Here is a 16,716-nt window from a genome sequence, read left to right on the forward strand (position 1 = left end):
TGCGACACTATTATAAATCTTCAATTTTAAATTTTTTGTTAACGTGATATTTGTTGTGTTTAATATTTATACAACATGGAGCGCGTTATGTTTAAGAAAACCTGTCTAACTTTAGCGGTGGCTATATCTGGTCTGTCAATGCAGGCGGCCTGGGCACAAGATGCTTTCTGTCCAAGGGTGGAAGGCTTTTACTCTACCTGGGATTACCCGGCGGGCGGTCAGCTGGATGTTCAGGATCTGGCCACTGATAAACTCACCCATATCATAGTGGCATTTGCCTATCCCAATGCCGATGGCACGCTGAATACACTTGAAGCTGATCGCTATATCGATGACATTGTGGCACATGCCCATGCTAATAACACAGGCGTCATGATCTCAGTGGGCGGTGCCGGCGTCGACTTTTTGTCTATGGATGAGCAGGCCCGGACCAACCTGGTAAAAAACCTGGTTGCTTATGCTGAGCTACACAAATTAGACGGTATTGATGTCGACTGGGAAGACTGGAGTACATACAACCAGCCAAACCCAGTGGAAAGTGGTTATCTGCTGGAGCTGGTAAAAGATTTGAGAGTAGCTTTACCTGCAGACCTGGAGGTGAGTGTTGATGTTCAGGCCGGTGGTTGGTCGGGGATTAACTTCCATCCGGACTTAGACGAGTATGCCGATTACATACGCTTCATGGCCTATGACTATACCGGCGGCTGGGGTGGCTCACCGAAAAACCATCATGCTGCCTGGTCTTATATTCACGATGGCTTGGTTAATCCTGCCCAATGGAGCCAGAGCATGATCACTAAGTATGACGTGAGCAAAACCAGCTTAGGTATTCCTTTTTACAATAAGTCATTCCCGGACGGGGTGAGTGGCCCTGTGATGACTTATACGGCACGAGACACTGTCGAAACCTTCGTTGACGGACTCGGCGTAGATTACAATGCTGGTTTCTATGAGCTGGATAACTATCTGCATTTTTGGGAGACGCCGGAGCTGGTAAGGACCAAGTCACAGTTTGTTGCCGACAATGGCTATCCGGGCATTTTTATCTGGGAGCTGCATCAGGACGCGCGCGGTGAGAATAAGTTGCTGGATGCCATTGGGGAAGTTCTACCTAAATGCCAGCCTTGTGCCGAGTCCTGGCAAGCTTACCCGAGTGTGTATCACACAGGGGATGTCGTGAGCTTTGCAGGAAAAAACTGGCGGGTTAACGGTGGTCCTTTGCATGGTGTTGCACCTATGACTGAAGGGCATGCGCACAGGTACACCGAATTGGGGGCGTGCCAGAACTATGTCGCAGACCAATAAGTAAGTTCACAGGCATAAAAAAAGCCCCAAGCGGGGCTTTTTAAAACTAAATAAGATTAGTAAGTTGCGCTACCTTTGGTACGCGGGAAGGCGATAACGTCACGGACGTTGCCCATACCGGTTACATAAGCAACGAGGCGCTCAAAGCCCAGACCGAAGCCTGAGTGCGGCACTGTGCCGTATTTACGCAGGTCGCGGTACCAGCTGTAGTCTTCTTTATCCAAACCCATTTCTTCCAGGCGCTGGTCAAGTACATCCAGACGCTCTTCACGCTGAGAGCCACCGATGATCTCACCGATGCCCGGTGCAACAACGTCCATTGCGGCAACGGTTTTGCCGTCTTCGTTCTGGCGCATGTAGAAAGCTTTGATGTCACGCGGGTAGTTTTTGATAACTACCGGCGCATTAAAGTGCTCTTCTGCCAGGTAACGCTCGTGTTCTGATTGCAGATCTACGCCCCAGTCAACCGGGAATTCAAACTTCTTACCACAGTTTTTCAGGATCTCGATCGCATCGGTGTAATCAACCTGTGCGAAGTCTTTGTCGATAAAGGACTCAAGACGCGTGATTGCCTGTTTTTCGATGCGTTGTGCGAAGAACTCCATGTCGTCACGGCGCTCTTCTAATACAGCTTTAAAGGCATATTTCAGCATGTCTTCGGCAAGGGTCGCAATGTCGTCCAGATCGGCAAAGGCGACTTCCGGCTCAACCATCCAGAATTCCGCCAGGTGACGCGAGGTATTCGAGTTCTCTGCGCGGAATGTTGGGCCAAACGTATAGATTTTTGACATGGCGCTGGCATACGTTTCGCCGTTCAGCTGACCAGATACGGTCAGGAAAGCTTCTTTACCAAAAAAGTCTTCGCTGTAATCAATGTCGCCCTTGTCTGTGCGCGGCAGGTTTTGCATATCCAGTGTAGAAACACGGAACATTTCGCCCGCACCTTCACAGTCACTCGCTGTGATGATAGGGGTGCTGATCCACATGTAGCCCCTTTCGTGGAAGAAACGGTGGATTGCTTGCGACAAACAGTTACGAACGCGAGTAACCGCGCCAATAACGTTGGTGCGTGGACGCAGGTGTGCATGCTCACGCAGATATTCGATGCTGTGACGCTTTGCTGCCATCGGGTAGGTATCCGGATTCTCAACCCAGCCCAGTACTTCTACTTTGTTTGCCTGAATTTCGAATGCCTGGCCCTGACCTTCAGAGGCCACCAGAATACCTGTTACGGCCACAGAGCAGCCAGCGGTAAGACGAGTCACTTCTTCATAATTATTAAGCGAATTAGGGACTACGGCTTGAATAGGATCGAAACAAGAACCGTCATGGACGGCTAGGAATGAAATACCCGCTTTTGAATCGCGTCGTGTACGGATCCAGCCTTTTACAGTAACTTGGCTGTCTACCGCAACGGTGCCTGCTAGTAGCTCCGTTATCGCTGTGTGGCTCATCTTTACTCCAAAATGATTATTTATAATTAGTCTGTTGCGTGTGTTGTTTAACTCACTGCCATGACCACGCTTTTTGCGCAGTCAGCTATGTCGTATCTTACCTGCGATGGACATATAAAAAAACCACCAAATGCGGGTCTGAGCTAATTTCTTAAGGCTTTTTTATCCTCTTCGGGACGCGCAGGCAAGATAACGATTAATATTTGCTCATATCAGAGCTGTATATTATGAGAAGTTGGTAGTAGTTTGCTGGTTACCGAGTAAAAACTGCGTGCCTTTTGCCTGATGAATTACTTAAATGCAAAATTTATGGCATTATATCCGCCTACTACTAAGAAAAACTGGATATAAGTCGTTCAATAGATGAAACAGGCATTTATATTACGGGGATTACCTGGCTCTGGGAAAACACATTACGCTTACGCACTGGCAGACGAGTTGGTCGCAGGCGACGAAACGCAATTCATCATTTGCTCTACCGATGATTACTTTCATAATGAGCAGGGCGAATATCATTTTGAAAAGTTCAGACTGCCGGAATACCATAATCTGAACCTGGCACGCTTTATCAATGCGCTGGCTGAGGGGATCCCGCTGGTGATAGCTGATAACACCAATATCAAACGCTGGGAGTTTGTTGCTTACACCAGTGCAGCACAGGCGATGGGATATCAGGTCAAAGAAGTGATAGTCGGCGAAGTGAAAGATAAATCAATGCAGCACTTATATGCCAAACGTAACACGCATGGTGTGGCACTGAGAACCATCAGTAAAATGGCCTATATGTTTGAGTGGTAGCTATACCAATTTCACTTAATACCTGTTCAATTTGAAGGAGCAAATATGGCGCTAACGGTGTTAAAAATTTTTTATTTAGAACAACTAAATGCCAAAATTTTTGCCTTGTTATCGACCCTATTTTCTTGCCTCAAGATAGAACACTTAATAAAGCAAATTGGTATTACAAATAGCGACTATCTGAAAAGAAAAAGCCGACAATGTTGTCGGCTTTTTTAGAGCTTGAACCCTTACATGGCTTCGTATTCGTCCTGCCAGAAGAATTTTTCCTCGCCAAATGCTGGCTTAAGGCCATCCAGCCAGGTTGCTTCTTCATCGTATTTGGCAAAGAAAGGTCTTTGCACCCAATCCGGATTACGGGCCTGAATAAACCGTAATACAAACACTTTTTCGCCGTTGATTTCTGTCACACCTGAGACTTCAACCTTACCTGGTCCGGCACTCATGGAAGGTCCACGCACTGTGCGGCTCACACCCGATACATCTTTATAGGCATCGCGGAAGATTTCCCAGGTCTTGTAAAGTGGCAATTCAAAGTAACGCTTTGCACCAGTATCACGCTCAATGAACATATAATAAGGGATCATGCCCATTTGTGTCTGTTCTTTCCACATCTCAGACCACATCTTAGGGTCGGTGTTGAGGTGGTTAAGCAAAGGCGCCTGAGTACGGATCTGTACACCAGTCTTGCGTAGCAATTTAATCGCTTCTTTGGCAATGTCAGTGCGTAGCTCTTGCTTGTGATTAACGTGCGCCATAATAGACACATGCTTACCGGCGTCGACCAGCTCTTTAAGCAGGGCTAACAAGTCTTGCGCATCCGGATCGGTCACATAACGGAATGGCCAGAAAGTCAGAGATTTAGTACCAATACGAATAGTACGAATATGATCAAAGCGCGGCTCTTTCAGCGCTTCCAGGTATTTACGTAGCTTAACAGTACGCATAACCATAGGGTCACCGCCTGTCATAAGCAGATCGGTCACTTCTGTGTGCTCTTCCAGATAACTGTGTAGCAGATCTTCGTCGTTGTTGTTGAAGCGGGTTGCTTTACCAACGAACTGTGCCCAGCGGAAACAGAAAGTACAGTAAGAGTGACAGTACTGGCCCTGTGCCGGGAAGAACAGCACGGTTTCCTTGTATTTGTGCTGAATGCCCTCAACGCGCTCACCGTCAAAGGTGGGGACGTTTTTGTCCATCTGACCGGCTGGATGCGGATTAAGCTTTTGTCTTAACTTGGTTGATAGCTCAAAAACTTCTTCAGGCGTGTGCTCACGTTTAAGCAGTGCGGCCATTTCTTCGTACGACTCGTCGTCCAGCATGCCGCGCTGAGGGAAAGTAAGCTGAAAAACGGGATCGTTAGGTACTTTGTCCCAGTCAATCAGTTCATCAATAACATAGTTGTTCACGCGGAAAGGGAAAACGTTTGCAACCACCTTCATCTGGAAGCGCAGGTGCTCAGGCAGTTTTTCAAGTTGCTCAATTTTATCAATCTGACGGTGTTGATAAACAGTAAAGCGCGGTGGCTGATAAGCTTCAGCTGGCTGCAATTTGACGGTTTGTTGCATAGTTACTCGATTCTCAACTCTATTTCGAAATTTACAATCAAAGTCGCCTAGTCTAACAAAGCCATGAAATGATTTCAGGTACAAACGATGAAATATCTTAAATAATTGCAAAATTGGCAAAAAAAGTGCCAATTTTGCTTTTATTATCACACTTTTTAGCTGTGCTGAGGAAAGCTAGTACGCGTTCTGTGCGATGGCGTCATAAATCCCATCAGCCAGTTGCGCGATATCTTCATCCGGTGTGACATAAGGGGGCATCAGATAGATCAGCCTGCCAAACGGGCGGATCCACAAGCCTTTTTCAATAAAAAAGCGCTGTATTTTTGCCACATCTATGGTGCGGTTTACTTCAACCACCCCGATTGCGCCCAGCACTCTGACATCTTGCACCGCGTCCAGTGCTCTGCAACGCTCGAGCAACGTTAAACTATTTGCCAGCCGTTGGACCTGCTCTTGCCAGGCATTCGTTTGCAACAGGGTCAGGCTTGCATTCGCAGCAGCACAGGCCAGCGGATTACCCATAAAGGTAGGCCCATGCATCAGCACTTTGGCTTCGCCCTGACTGATCCCAATGGCTATCTCATCTGTGGTGAGCGTTGCCGACAGTGTCATGGTGCCACCGGTCAGGGCTTTACCCAGGCACAGAATATCCGGGCTAATGCCGGCGTGCTCGCAGGCAAATAATTTTCCGGTACGGCCAAAGCCGGTCGCTATCTCGTCGAGGATCAGCAAAACATCATATTGGTCGCACAGTGTGCGGAGCTTTTTCAGGTAATCAGGGTGATAGAAGTTCATCCCGCCGGCGTTTTGTACAATAGGCTCAATGATAAACGCGGCAACCTCCTGAGAATGGGCTGCAAATGACGCTTCAAGTTGCGCTAGCTCTTCTTCACATGCCTGTTCATGGAAGCGCCTGGAGGGTGCTGGCACAAAAATATGCTCCGGCAAAAAGCCCTGATACATGCTGTGCATAGAATTCACCGGGTCGCACACACTCATGGCGGCAAAGGTGTCGCCATGATAGCCTTTTTGCGCCGTCATCAGTTTAGTTTTGCGTGTATGGCCCCGGCTTAGCCAGTACTGCAGAGCCATTTTAATCGCCACTTCAACGCTAACCGAACCGCTGTCTGCCAGAAACACTTTATTGAGGGGAGCCGGGGTCATGGCAACCAACTTTTTACACAACTCAACCGCCGGGGCATGGGTCAGCCCGCCAAACATAACATGGCTCATCTTGCCTGCTTGCTGAGTAATTGCAGTTACAATGTCGGGGTGGTTATAGCCATGAATCGCGCTCCACCAGGATGCCATACCATCAATTAATTCTTCGCCTGTTTCCAGGTGGATACGGTTGCCCTGGGTATGGCTTGCCGGGTAAACGGGCAGAGGATCCAGCATGGAGGTGTAGGGGTGCCAGATATGCGCTTTATCAAAGGCTAAATCAATAGTGTTATTATTGCTCACTTGTAAACCTTGCTTAAGTGGTCCGTGTTGACAATGGTAAAGCAAGAAGTAGACTAAGCCAATCACCGTCATAACAACTGACTAAAAAATGTCAGTCAAAAGAAGAGAATAATTATGGAATTGGGCACAGTACGTCACGATTGGACGCATAAAGAAGTTAAAGCACTATTTGAAATGCCATTCAATGATCTGTTGTTTCATGCTGCGAGCATTCACAGAAAAAACTTTAATCCCAATGAAGTACAGATCTCTACACTCTTATCGATAAAAACCGGTGCGTGTCCGGAAGATTGTAAATACTGCCCTCAGTCGGGCCATTACAAAACCGACCTGGAGCGTGAACGTCTGATGGAAGTAGAAAAAGTGGTAGCCCAGGCTAAAGTGGCCAAAGAAAAAGGCGCAACGCGTTTTTGTATGGGTGCAGCCTGGTCTGATCCGAAAGATCGCGACATGCCTTATATCGAGAAAATGGTGCGCGAAGTCAGAGAGCTGGGCCTGGAGACTTGTATGACACTGGGCAAGCTTGATAATGATAAAGCCCATGCACTCAGAGAAGCGGGCTTAGATTACTACAACCACAACCTGGATACATCGCCTGAGTACTACGAGCAGATCATTACCACGCGGACTTATCAGGATCGTCTGGATACACTTGATCATGTACGTGATGCGGGTATGAAAGTCTGTTCCGGTGGTATTGTTGGTATGGGTGAGCAAGCTTCTGACCGTTATGGTCTGCTGATGCAGCTGGCTAACTTGCCAAAACAACCTGAGAGTGTGCCAATTAACATGCTGGTGAAAGTAGCGGGCACACCACTTGAGGACGTAGAAGATCTGGACCACTTTGAGTTTATTCGCACCATTGCTGTCGCACGTATTATGATGCCGTACAGCTATGTGCGCTTGTCTGCGGGCCGTACTGCCATGAACGAGCAGATGCAGTCGATGTGCTTCTTTGCCGGTGCAAACTCGATTTTCTACGGTGACAAGCTATTAACCACAGAAAACCCGGAAGCCGACGCAGACATGAACCTGCTAAGAAAACTCGGTATGCAGCCGGAGAAGCGTCAGGATTACTCAGACGAAGCCTATGAAGCGTCTCTGAATTCTGCCATTGCAGACAAAGCCACTTCTGAACTGTTCTACGAAGCCAACTAAATGGCCTTTGAGTTCATCGATGCGGCTCTGAGTAGCAGAGCTGCTGCCTCTTTGCTGCGCCATCGTCAGTGCATTGACAAGGTCTCTGCCCGTGAAATTGAAGTTGATGGTAAGCGTTACCTCAACTTTGCCAGTAACGATTATCTGGCACTGGCCGACCAAACACTGAACCTGACAGGCCAACCAGGCAGTCGCAGCTCAGCGCTGGTGACCGGGTTTCAGTCTGTACATGAGGCATTTGAATCACAGTTGTGCGAAGCTTTTGGTTACGAAAGCGCATTACTTTTTGCAAGCGGCTTTGCAGCCAATACCAGTGTACTTCAGGCACTATTTAACGACCCGGCTGTTGGGCGCGAGTCAGAGCTGTTTCAGGATAAATTCAACCACGCAAGCCTGCTCGACGGTGCGCTGCATAGTCAGGCTAGGCTGACCCGATTCAACCACAATGATGTGGGGCATCTGCGTGCCCGGCTCGAAAAATCCAAAGCAAAACACAAACTGATTGTGACGGAAGGTGTGTTCTCGATGGATGGGGATTGCGCCCCTTTAGCTGATATTGCGCAGCTTGCAAAAACCCATAACGCCTGGTTGATGGTCGATGACGCCCACGCACTGGGCGTAGTAGGCGACAACGGTCTGGGCAGTATTGAACGTGGCGTAAAACCAGAACTTTTGGTGATCACTTTTGGCAAAGCCATGGCCTGTCAGGGGGCTGCGGTGTTATGCAGTGAAAGGGTTCAGCAGTATTTATTACAGTTTAGCCGCGAATACATTTATTCCACTGCGATGTCGCCCATGCTGACCGGTATAGCAAGCAGCCAGTTTGCTCAGTTACGCGGTGCAGTGTCACAAAGAACGGCATTAAAAAATAACATTGCCTATTTTACACAATCCGCTGCGCAATTAGGCATTGCAGTGATGCCCTCAGACACAGCCATTCAGCCTATTGTGCTGGGCTCAGCAGACAATGCTCTGGCGGCGCAACAGCAGCTCAAAGAGCGGGGTATTTGGCTTACTGCCATTCGCCCACCCACGGTGCCACAAAATGCAGCCCGGTTGCGAGTGACGCTGACTGCGGCGCATACAACACAAGATATAGATGCGTTACTTAATGCACTTAAGGAGGCGATATGAGTGCGTCAGTTAAAGCGCAGGTCGCTTCACGTTTTTCTCGCGCGTCTCAGGTTTATGTACAGCATGCCAATGTCCAGCAACAAGCGGCGGAGATCCTGCTCAGGAAAATTACCCAACCCAGTACAACCTTGTTAGACCTGGGCGCCGGTCCTATGCAGCACTATGACGCGCTAAGTGCACGCTGCGCTCAGCTGGTGGCATTGGACCTGAGTGCCGGTATGTTAGAGCAGGGGCCTCAGGATGCTTTAAAAGTCTGCGCGGATATGGACAATTTACCGCTGGTAGATAACTGTGTAGATGCCATCTTCAGCAACTTTGCTATGCAATGGAGCCAGGATCATCCGGCTTTGTTTAAGGCGCTGAATCGAATATTAAAACCCGGCGGTAAAGCCTATCTGAGTGTTGTTGCCGATGGCTCGCTGTGCGAAATACAGCAGGCCTGGCAGAATGTAGATGCGCACTGTCATGTTAATCGGTTTACACCCTTCGACAGTTTGCTTACCTATAGCGAAGAAGCTGGGTTTGCACTAGATGATGCCCAGCTGATGTGCCTTAAAGAAACCTTTGCAACTGCACAGGCAGCTTTTAAATCTGTGAAAGCCATTGGTGCTAACCAGTTGCAACATGAAGGCCAGCGCCGTGGCTTGCTGGGCAAGACACAATATCGTAAATTACTGGCAGGATATCCACTTACCAATGGCCGTGCCCAGTTAAGTTATCAGGTTGCGTTTATGGAGCTAACTAAATTATGAGTGCATTTTTTATCACCGGCACAGACACCGAAGTGGGCAAAACCCATGTGTCTTCTTTGCTGCTAAAACTACTGGCCCAGCGGGGGAAAAAAGCGGTGGGCTTTAAACCCCTGGCGGCAGGTGCCGAGGAAGCCTTTGGCCAGTTGGTTAATGAAGATGCACTAAGCCTGATGGAAGCGGCGTCTGTGCATGGTAAATACGAGCAGATCAATCCGTTTTGCTTTGAGCCGCCCATTGCACCGCATATTGCTGCCCAGCGCGCTGGTGTGACTATTAGCTGTGAAGCCTTAAGTGAAAGTTATCAGGAACTAAGCAGCTTAGGTGCTGAGTATACGCTGGTGGAAGGCGCCGGTGGCTGGGCGTTGCCGCTCAACGATACTCAGTTTTTGTATGACTGGATTAAGCAAGAAGAATTGCCCGTGATCCTGGTGGTGGGTATGAAGCTTGGCTGTCTGAACCATGCATTTTTGACCGAGCAGGCAATAGCCGCCGCAGGGCTAAACTGTGTTGGTTGGGTGGCCAATCAGGTAGACCCCGAGATGCAGGAATACGACGCTAATCTGGAGACCTTAAAACAGCGGTTAAAAGCACCATTGCTTGCTGTCGCACCATACAGCGAAGGCACACCCAAACTACAGATCCACAGTGCATTGCTTGATTTACTGGGTCTTCAGCACAGCGCCAAAGCGTGACCCGAGTGCGTCGTCAGCACCGTAGTGATAACTCAGTATTGTCTGTACTGAGCTATGCGGGCCTGAGTTTGGCATTCCTGCTATTGCTGTTCGTTACTCCGCGACAGCCGTCAACTCAGGCTCTTGCTGTTATCAAAGGAAAACCAATCAACCATTGCGACTATGGTTGTGCCCACGACAGAGCGATTAAAGTAAAATTGCTGGCGAGTGGCCATCTATACTTTATGTATGAGAAGGTTAGTTACCCTCTGATTGAGATCCGCGAGCTCGGTAAGCTAGTAGATAAGTTGCGCATCGAGAACCCTACGGAAAGTGTTTGGTTGTACATATCGCCAGACGCGTCAGTTGAAGATGTCATTACGGCGTCAAACTTGTTCAGACAGCACTCAGTGCATCAGATAGTCATGGGCACACTTGGAACAGGAGAGTCAGCGTATGGTCAGTTGCAGTGATTATGACTACTTTGAAATTGTCTGTTTGTTTCGCTACCCGGTGACGCTTGGGCTGCGAAATGGTGAGCAAGTTTCGGGCGTTGCTTCAGACCTCTGTCGTGATGTGAACAACGAAGAATGTATTCAACTGACTGTTTCAGGCACAACCAGGCAAGTTCTGCTCACTCACATTAATAAGCTGACAGTCACCGTGGCCAACCCTCATTTTTATGAAAAACAATTTAATTAACCCATCGACTTTCTCCTTAAATTAATGAAAACTGCGTCTGAGCGTACCTACTTTGTTTTAAGGAGCATGCATGACACTCAGGTTCAACGTATTTGGCAAGCGCATGTCTGTGAGCCGTATTGGAGCACAATGGCAGTTGTTTATTGACTCAGATACAGGGATCCGAGCACGCGTGTACGATGTGGTGATCCCGCCTGAGCTGGATGAGGGTGAGCTGGCGAAGTATCTGGATGATATTTATCATGAACTGTCTTGTGAACGTTACCCCAGAGTGACACAGGTTGATTAGGAGAACACTCAGACAAAAGCCTGCCACTCCTAGTCCGCCACGCTAAGGCCACCCAACGAAGGTCGCAGTACAGTTATTGTTGATTTTGCAGATTTTTGACTATCTTTAGTATCAATAAGGATGGCCAGTCATGGTGTACCAGATTGGCGTCATTAAGTGATCACCGGAGAAATCATGAATCTGCTTAAGCGCTTTTCCATTATTCAATTATCCATTATCAGCTCTACCGCCTTACTTATTTTCATTTTAATCCTGCTTAGCAAAGTGGTTTACCAATATTGGCAGGATATTGAAGCCACCAAAAATGACATTGCCTACATAGGCTTGCTGGATGCGATGGAAAAAGTGGCACATCACCACGCTGTGGAGCGGGGTTTAACGGCTGGTTTTTTGGGTAATCCAAGTGCCCAAACCCGACAAGCGGTTGCTGCACAAAGATTGAAAGCCGATGCTGCGGTTAATGCGCTGGCGGGGTTATACAACGGGGCGTTTAAAGAAGACGATAAAGTACAAAAATGGCTACCGAACTTGTTTTCTTTGTTACGGGAAAAAGATGCGTTGCGTCGCGAGGTTGATCAGCAACAAGGAAAGAATGCGTTCAATTATTACAGCCATGTAAATCAGCTTGCGTTAAGTACTGCGATGCGTATGCAGGCCTATGTAACTAACCGCGAGTTGGCGTCGAATTTATCCATTGCTTTCTTAATGGCACAAAGTAAGGAAAGAAAAGGTCAGTTGCGGGGGAAAGTGAATGGCGTGCTGGCAAGAAAATCAGTCAATGAAGCTGTGGCACGGGATCTCGCTTATTACCAGCTACAGCTATCACTTCTGAAAGAGCAGCTTGAGACTGCGCTGTCTGGCGACGTGCTGAATACGTATAAACGGATCATGTCTGACAGCCGTGCACAAACACTGGATAGCGTTATCACGACGGTTTCGACGGCCGATAACGTCGATTTTTCGCGATTGCCCGATAGCAGCCAGTGGTTTGCCCAGGCAACAGGGCAAATTCAGGATGTAAAAGCGTTACTCGACAGCCAGTGGGCACATACACAAGAAATCAGCGAGGCGTATAAAGCGGATCTGGTCAATCAAATGGTCTGGCTGTTTGTATTATTTCTGATCTTTATGCTCATCATAATAGTGATCAACACGCATTTGTTTACTTCGTTGCGCAGTGAGCTGAATGAGTTAACCGGTATTTTGACTAAAGTTGCGAATAATGGTGACCTGACCTTAGATGTGAGGCTAAAAACCAGTGATGAGCTGGGTAAAATCTCAGAGTCCATTCACAATACGGTGTTTGCTTTTAAGGATCTGCTGGTGGGGTTATCCAAGTCAATTAATGTAGGGACTAAGCTTGGTAATCAAATGGAAAAAGCCGCCGGTCATGTGACTGAAGATGCGCAGCGCACCCAGAGTCTCGCCACCAATATCGCTGCGGCCATTGAACAAATGGCGGCAACCAGCGAAGACATCGCCAAAGCGGCCTCAGATACGCTGACAGCCAGTGATCAGCTTAATGACGAATCAAAAAAGTTGCTGGAAGACAATCAGCGCAATCTGGATGCCATGAATGTTCTATCTCAAAACATGGAGCAGGTAAACGAAATGGCACTTAATATGGAGCAGCAGGTGGAAGAGATTAACACCATACTGGACTCTATTCGCAGCGTAGCTGATCAAACCAACTTGCTTGCCCTGAATGCTGCCATTGAAGCGGCCAGAGCGGGGGAACATGGCCGGGGTTTTGCGGTCGTTGCCGATGAAGTCAGAGGGCTCGCAAACAACAGTAAGGGGTCGTCGGAGCAGATCTCTACATTACTCAGCAATCTGAATGACATCAGTCGCAATGTGGTCAATGCCATTAAGGAAAACACCGGCCTGGCGAGTAGTATTATGAGTGAGGTAGAACAAACTCGCCAGGTTTCTATGCAGGTGAGCGATCACAGTAATCACGTAGAGCAACTGACTACCTCAGTGGCCACGGCGGCGCAGCAGCAGTCTGTGGTTGCACAGGATATCTCCAGTAATACCACCGCGGTATTAGATGCGGCAAATGAAGAACTTAAAACCTCTCAGGCACTGAAAAAACTCTTTGATGACATGAAACTAAACAGTGATACACTGCAACGCACGATGGACAATTTTAAAATCGACTAAAGGCGCAGTTTCAACAAGACTATCTCTACGCAGGCGTTTAGAGAGTGCAGGTATGTTGAATAAGTTATGGCGCTGGGAAGCGGGAAGGCAAGACCCGGGCTACGATAAAATGCTGTTATGCGGCGCAATCTGGCCCATTAAATTCGACTGCTACCTGATCCATTTCCCGGCGGGCAGTGAAATCAAACAGCATGTGGATCAGGTCAACTCTGGCAAACATTACCGGCTCAATATTATCCTTAAACACGCTAAACAAGGTGGAGAGTTTATCTGCCTAAATACCCTTGTAAACTGGACAAGGGTTAAACTGTTCAGACCCGACATAGAAGCCCATGCCGTGACTAAAGTTACGCAAGGCAGCCGCTGTGTGTTAAGTGTTGGTTGGGTGAGAGCACATTGATATGGCAATAGTTTATTGGTTATAACTCTAAGCTGGACAAGCTCGATTGAAATTACTTCACCATCAAAGTAATTCATGTTGTGATAATAAGAACTAGGTACAAAATCGAAATTGACTCGAAATGATAAATATATTTAGAACTAAGAAAAGTGCCCAAAAAGAGTGGAAAGTAAAAACACTGGATTTTGCTAAAAAGGTAAATCTGTATGTGGAAAAAGGGTTGAAGCATGGCTGGGAAGAGGCAGGTTCAGTACCTGAGGACAACGGACGGGAAAAGTTAGTTTCCTATTTGCTGAAAGAAATAAGGGAAGCAAATACAAACGGTGATATAACTAAGCTAAGAGAAAATTGGCCTTTGGCTCATAGCCCAATGATCCCCGAGCTGGAATCAAATGGGCAAAGTATTCCTGTTGTTGCCATCCTCGATGACGAACGGGTTGTCGCCAGAATTGGTGCCTTTTATGAAGAAGGGTATGTGGTAGAAATCGATGACTTGTCCGTTAAACCCATAGACGGTATCCGCTATTTCGGTAGGAGTCCGAATAAAAAGCTTTTCGCCTACTGCAAGGATAATGGTGTTTCGGTGACCGAAGGTTGGCTGGGACGGGAAGTGTCATTTTTCTCCTACCCAACGGGTCTTGAAAGTGTACCACCACAGTTTGATGTTAAAGCGTTTGAAACGCCACCAAGGCCTTCACAGTTGATTCCGTTTCCAGACGGTAATAAGGTGTTATTTGTAAGCTCGCAAGGAATTTTTGTTTTAAGTCATAATGAGAATATTCGTTTGTTACCAACAAAAGAAGACTTAGTCCGTCATTTTGAATGGATGCAAACAGAGCTACCAGATCGTGAGTTGACCGTGGACTTGAGCATGGCGCATGGAGCTATTTCTCCAGATGGGAGGTTTATTGCGATAGGTGAGCAATACAGTACGCATAGAATTTTTGATGCAAATTACAACCTCATTGGTGATATTGGAAATCTCAGTGAATACGCGCATTATGCAATTTTTAGTAAGCACTCTGACATGATCGCGTTGAACTCTTGTCACTTCTACAATGGCATTTCGATTGGTTTCTCAACTAGCCATTTGCCCGATTTTAAAACTGAACCATACGAAGATAATGAAGACACGCCTATTCTCCAAGATGGAGCAAGAGTATACGCAGGTGTTCACAGGCACAATGAATTTATAATTGGCGATGCTTATGGCTACTTGAGGGCGTTTAGTGAAAACGGTGAACTACATTGGCAGCATTACATCGGTGCTAATATTGGTGACATTGATATATCATCAGACGAATCTAAGCTAGTCTGTTCTACCTGTGCCGGGTATATCTCTATTATTGAGTTGGATACGGGCAAGCGAAAAGAATATGAAATAGGAACCGGCGGTCACACTGAGTTTAGACGCTGGTTGTTTTGGAAAAATGAAGATAAGCCTCTTGCGTGGTAAATATTATTCTTAAACCAGGGTTTTGGAAAACTTATCTCATATATTTACCGAATAAGAATCTACAATTGATGGCGTGGATAATGACAAAACTTCTCTGTTCCTTTTTTATCTTAACCGTCATTCTTTTTGGCACATTCCCTTCCTATGCAGATGAAGTCTATCGGCTCAGGCTGTTCTTTGGTCTGTCATTGCCAGGTGGCGGTGGGGTATCACTAGAGCAATGGCAAGCGTTTCAAAACGATGAAATCGTGAAGACGTTTGATGGTTTTAATGTTGTTGATTCGGTTGGTTACTACAAAGGTAAACCAGAGCGCTCTAAAGTGGTGACTGTGATTGTAGACGATCAGGGGGTTGAAAAGGCCAAGATGCTGGCGTCCTTATATGCCCGTCGTTTTGGCCAGGACTCGGTAATGCTGGTAAAAGTACCGGTTGCTGAGTGGGATTTTATCGGGCCAGACTACAAGAGTACAACTAAAGAGTAGGGAATGAGCCCGGTATTAGTAGTTACTTGGGCTCATTACCGTGGAGAAGTGCAGGATCAGGCTTGTTCTTTTTCACGCGCCTGATAATTTGGCAGCAGTTCTTCGACAATGGTTTTTGCCGGGATAGTGTAGCGCACGCCGCTGAACATCACCGAGGTGTTTTCTTCAATACCGGTGATCCCGGTCAGTGTCCAGCCTTCGCCTTTTTCCGGGCACCATACTTTGGTGGTGGGGGGAATGACAATATACTCTTCGCTCATCTTAACGACTCCTGACGGCTGTTACTTAAGGCCCGATAGTTTATACTAATTTAGCGAAAAAGAGAGGGCTTTATTAAAAGCTTTTGGATGATGGAACCCGATGCAAATTAAAACCCCCAGATTGCTGCTAAGGCTGGTGAACTATCGTGATGTACCGGCGCTGGTGGCACTGCTAAACGACCCCTTGGTAAGCCAGTACAATGATTATGGCGATAAGCTAACCCAGCCAGAAGTCAGGGCGATGTTGCAAGCCGATCTTGAGGAATTCTACGAAGGGCGAGGCGGGCGCTTTGTGATACAATACGAAGAAGAACTCATAGGTACGCTCGGGTTGTACGATTACGACATAGACACAAAGCACATTCACCTGGGCATTGAGCTTGCTCCCCGATTTTGGCGTCAGGGTCTGGCCTCTGAGGCACTCAGCGCCGCTTTGCATGCGTTGGAACAATTGGTGCCTGATCGCGAGATTTCCTGGGTTATTGGTAAAGTTTCACAGGAAAATACAGGCTGTCAGCGTTTATTGCAGGGGTGTGGATTTAAGCAAATTAATCGCGGGCGACTATGCGTTTTTGAGCTGCACACGAGCCAATTGCCTGTGTAGTCATAAAAAATACCCGGCTATTCAGCCGGGTATCTCAAATGCGTACTAACAAGCCC

At 47.4% G+C, this 16,716-nt stretch carries 18 protein-coding genes; 14 read left to right on the forward strand and 4 right to left on the reverse strand.

Features of this window, described 5'->3' with window-relative positions:
* Positions 1-87: 87 nt before the first annotated feature.
* Complete coding sequence (locus NH568_RS04840; RefSeq protein ID WP_253045040.1) at positions 88-1,305, forward strand: glycoside hydrolase family 18 protein; 1,218 nt, start codon at positions 88-90, stop codon at positions 1,303-1,305.
* Between the two features lie 56 nt (positions 1,306-1,361).
* Here the strand turns inward: NH568_RS04840 and asnS are convergent, their stop codons facing one another.
* Complete coding sequence (gene asnS, locus NH568_RS04845) at positions 1,362-2,759, reverse strand: asparagine--tRNA ligase (protein ID WP_253045044.1); 1,398 nt, start codon at positions 2,757-2,759, stop codon at positions 1,362-1,364.
* Positions 2,760-3,122: 363 nt separating this feature from the next.
* On the opposite strand from asnS, the gene NH568_RS04850 reads away from it, so the two are divergent.
* On the forward strand, positions 3,123-3,557 hold the full coding sequence (locus NH568_RS04850; protein WP_046004386.1) for an AAA family ATPase: 435 nt from the start codon (positions 3,123-3,125) through the stop codon (positions 3,555-3,557).
* 230 nt (positions 3,558-3,787) lie between these two features.
* Here NH568_RS04850 and NH568_RS04855 read toward each other — a convergent pair whose 3' ends face one another.
* Positions 3,788-5,125 carry a lysine 2,3-aminomutase gene (locus NH568_RS04855; protein WP_054015033.1) on the reverse strand — a complete coding sequence of 446 codons (1,338 nt, stop codon included), beginning with the start codon at positions 5,123-5,125 and terminating at the stop codon, positions 3,788-3,790.
* Positions 5,126-5,299: 174 nt separating this feature from the next.
* Positions 5,300-6,589: an adenosylmethionine--8-amino-7-oxononanoate transaminase gene (gene bioA / locus NH568_RS04860; RefSeq protein ID WP_253045047.1), complete on the reverse strand. Its 1,290-nt coding sequence runs from the start codon at positions 6,587-6,589 to the stop codon at positions 5,300-5,302.
* A gap of 114 nt (positions 6,590-6,703) precedes the next feature.
* Between bioA and bioB the strand changes: the two genes are divergently transcribed.
* From bioB to NH568_RS04915, 11 genes are all read left to right on the forward strand, one after another.
* On the forward strand, positions 6,704-7,747 hold the full coding sequence (gene bioB / locus NH568_RS04865) for a biotin synthase BioB (protein ID WP_046004389.1): 1,044 nt from the start codon (positions 6,704-6,706) through the stop codon (positions 7,745-7,747).
* Positions 7,748-8,881, forward strand: a complete 1,134-nt coding sequence (locus tag NH568_RS04870; RefSeq protein ID WP_253045048.1) for an 8-amino-7-oxononanoate synthase — start codon at positions 7,748-7,750, stop codon at positions 8,879-8,881. It abuts the gene before it with no gap.
* Positions 8,878-9,633, forward strand: a complete 756-nt coding sequence (locus NH568_RS04875; RefSeq protein ID WP_253045049.1) for a methyltransferase domain-containing protein — start codon at positions 8,878-8,880, stop codon at positions 9,631-9,633. Before NH568_RS04870 ends, NH568_RS04875 begins: the two co-directional genes overlap by 4 nt.
* Positions 9,630-10,325, forward strand: coding sequence for a dethiobiotin synthase (gene bioD, locus NH568_RS04880; protein WP_253045050.1), 696 nt, complete (start codon positions 9,630-9,632; stop codon positions 10,323-10,325). Before NH568_RS04875 ends, bioD begins: the two co-directional genes overlap by 4 nt.
* Positions 10,326-10,330: 5 nt before the next feature.
* Complete coding sequence (locus NH568_RS04885; protein ID WP_253045051.1) at positions 10,331-10,777, forward strand: hypothetical protein; 447 nt, start codon at positions 10,331-10,333, stop codon at positions 10,775-10,777.
* Positions 10,761-11,006 carry a Rho-binding antiterminator gene (locus NH568_RS04890; protein ID WP_253045052.1) on the forward strand — a complete coding sequence of 82 codons (246 nt, stop codon included), beginning with the start codon at positions 10,761-10,763 and terminating at the stop codon, positions 11,004-11,006. The genes NH568_RS04885 and NH568_RS04890 overlap by 17 nt, the downstream gene beginning before the upstream one ends.
* Positions 11,007-11,076: 70 nt before the next feature.
* Positions 11,077-11,295 (forward strand): hypothetical protein, encoded by a 219-nt coding sequence (locus NH568_RS04895; RefSeq protein WP_253045053.1) that lies wholly within the window; start codon positions 11,077-11,079, stop codon positions 11,293-11,295.
* A gap of 174 nt (positions 11,296-11,469) precedes the next feature.
* Positions 11,470-13,458 (forward strand): methyl-accepting chemotaxis protein, encoded by a 1,989-nt coding sequence (locus tag NH568_RS04900; protein ID WP_253045054.1) that lies wholly within the window; start codon positions 11,470-11,472, stop codon positions 13,456-13,458.
* A gap of 52 nt (positions 13,459-13,510) precedes the next feature.
* A complete protein-coding gene (locus NH568_RS04905) occupies positions 13,511-13,858 on the forward strand; it encodes a 2OG-Fe(II) oxygenase (RefSeq protein WP_253045055.1) in 348 nt (115 codons plus the stop codon).
* Between the two features lie 121 nt (positions 13,859-13,979).
* Positions 13,980-15,314 (forward strand): hypothetical protein, encoded by a 1,335-nt coding sequence (locus tag NH568_RS04910; protein WP_253045056.1) that lies wholly within the window; start codon positions 13,980-13,982, stop codon positions 15,312-15,314.
* An 80-nt stretch (positions 15,315-15,394) separates the two neighbouring features.
* Positions 15,395-15,796: a DUF3574 domain-containing protein gene (locus NH568_RS04915; RefSeq protein ID WP_253045057.1), complete on the forward strand. Its 402-nt coding sequence runs from the start codon at positions 15,395-15,397 to the stop codon at positions 15,794-15,796.
* A gap of 56 nt (positions 15,797-15,852) precedes the next feature.
* Here the strand turns inward: NH568_RS04915 and NH568_RS04920 are convergent, their stop codons facing one another.
* Positions 15,853-16,056, reverse strand: coding sequence for a hypothetical protein (locus NH568_RS04920; protein ID WP_046004397.1), 204 nt, complete (start codon positions 16,054-16,056; stop codon positions 15,853-15,855).
* A gap of 100 nt (positions 16,057-16,156) precedes the next feature.
* On the opposite strand from NH568_RS04920, the gene NH568_RS04925 reads away from it, so the two are divergent.
* The gene (locus tag NH568_RS04925; protein WP_253045058.1) at positions 16,157-16,660 is read left to right on the forward strand and encodes a GNAT family N-acetyltransferase; all 504 of its coding nucleotides are present in this window, start codon (positions 16,157-16,159) and stop codon (positions 16,658-16,660) included.
* Positions 16,661-16,716 lie beyond the last annotated feature (56 nt).

The sequence above is a fragment of the Pseudoalteromonas sp. XMcav2-N genome (genome assembly GCF_024124545.1).
Taxonomy (GTDB): Bacteria; Pseudomonadota; Gammaproteobacteria; order Enterobacterales; family Alteromonadaceae; genus Pseudoalteromonas.

Bases quoted from the DNA above. Each gene is read 5' to 3' on its own strand.
- NH568_RS04925 (WP_253045058.1), top strand. From the start codon at position 16,157: ATGCAAATTAAAACCCCCAGATTGCTGCTAAGGCTGGTGAACTATCGT.
- NH568_RS04915 (WP_253045057.1), top strand. From the start codon at position 15,395: ATGACAAAACTTCTCTGTTCCTTTTTTATCTTAACCGTCATTCTTTTT.
- NH568_RS04920 (WP_046004397.1), bottom strand. From the start codon at position 16,056: ATGAGCGAAGAGTATATTGTCATTCCCCCCACCACCAAAGTATGGTGC.
- bioD (WP_253045050.1), top strand. From the start codon at position 9,630: ATGAGTGCATTTTTTATCACCGGCACAGACACCGAAGTGGGCAAAACC.
- NH568_RS04910 (WP_253045056.1), top strand. From the start codon at position 13,980: ATGATAAATATATTTAGAACTAAGAAAAGTGCCCAAAAAGAGTGGAAA.
- NH568_RS04895 (WP_253045053.1), top strand. From the start codon at position 11,077: ATGACACTCAGGTTCAACGTATTTGGCAAGCGCATGTCTGTGAGCCGT.
- NH568_RS04875 (WP_253045049.1), top strand. From the start codon at position 8,878: ATGAGTGCGTCAGTTAAAGCGCAGGTCGCTTCACGTTTTTCTCGCGCG.
- NH568_RS04870 (WP_253045048.1), top strand. From the start codon at position 7,748: ATGGCCTTTGAGTTCATCGATGCGGCTCTGAGTAGCAGAGCTGCTGCC.
- NH568_RS04840 (WP_253045040.1), top strand. From the start codon at position 88: ATGTTTAAGAAAACCTGTCTAACTTTAGCGGTGGCTATATCTGGTCTG.
- NH568_RS04905 (WP_253045055.1), top strand. From the start codon at position 13,511: ATGTTGAATAAGTTATGGCGCTGGGAAGCGGGAAGGCAAGACCCGGGC.
- NH568_RS04850 (WP_046004386.1), top strand. From the start codon at position 3,123: ATGAAACAGGCATTTATATTACGGGGATTACCTGGCTCTGGGAAAACA.
- asnS (WP_253045044.1), bottom strand. From the start codon at position 2,759: ATGAGCCACACAGCGATAACGGAGCTACTAGCAGGCACCGTTGCGGTA.
- NH568_RS04855 (WP_054015033.1), bottom strand. From the start codon at position 5,125: ATGCAACAAACCGTCAAATTGCAGCCAGCTGAAGCTTATCAGCCACCG.
- bioB (WP_046004389.1), top strand. From the start codon at position 6,704: ATGGAATTGGGCACAGTACGTCACGATTGGACGCATAAAGAAGTTAAA.
- NH568_RS04900 (WP_253045054.1), top strand. From the start codon at position 11,470: ATGAATCTGCTTAAGCGCTTTTCCATTATTCAATTATCCATTATCAGC.
- NH568_RS04890 (WP_253045052.1), top strand. From the start codon at position 10,761: ATGGTCAGTTGCAGTGATTATGACTACTTTGAAATTGTCTGTTTGTTT.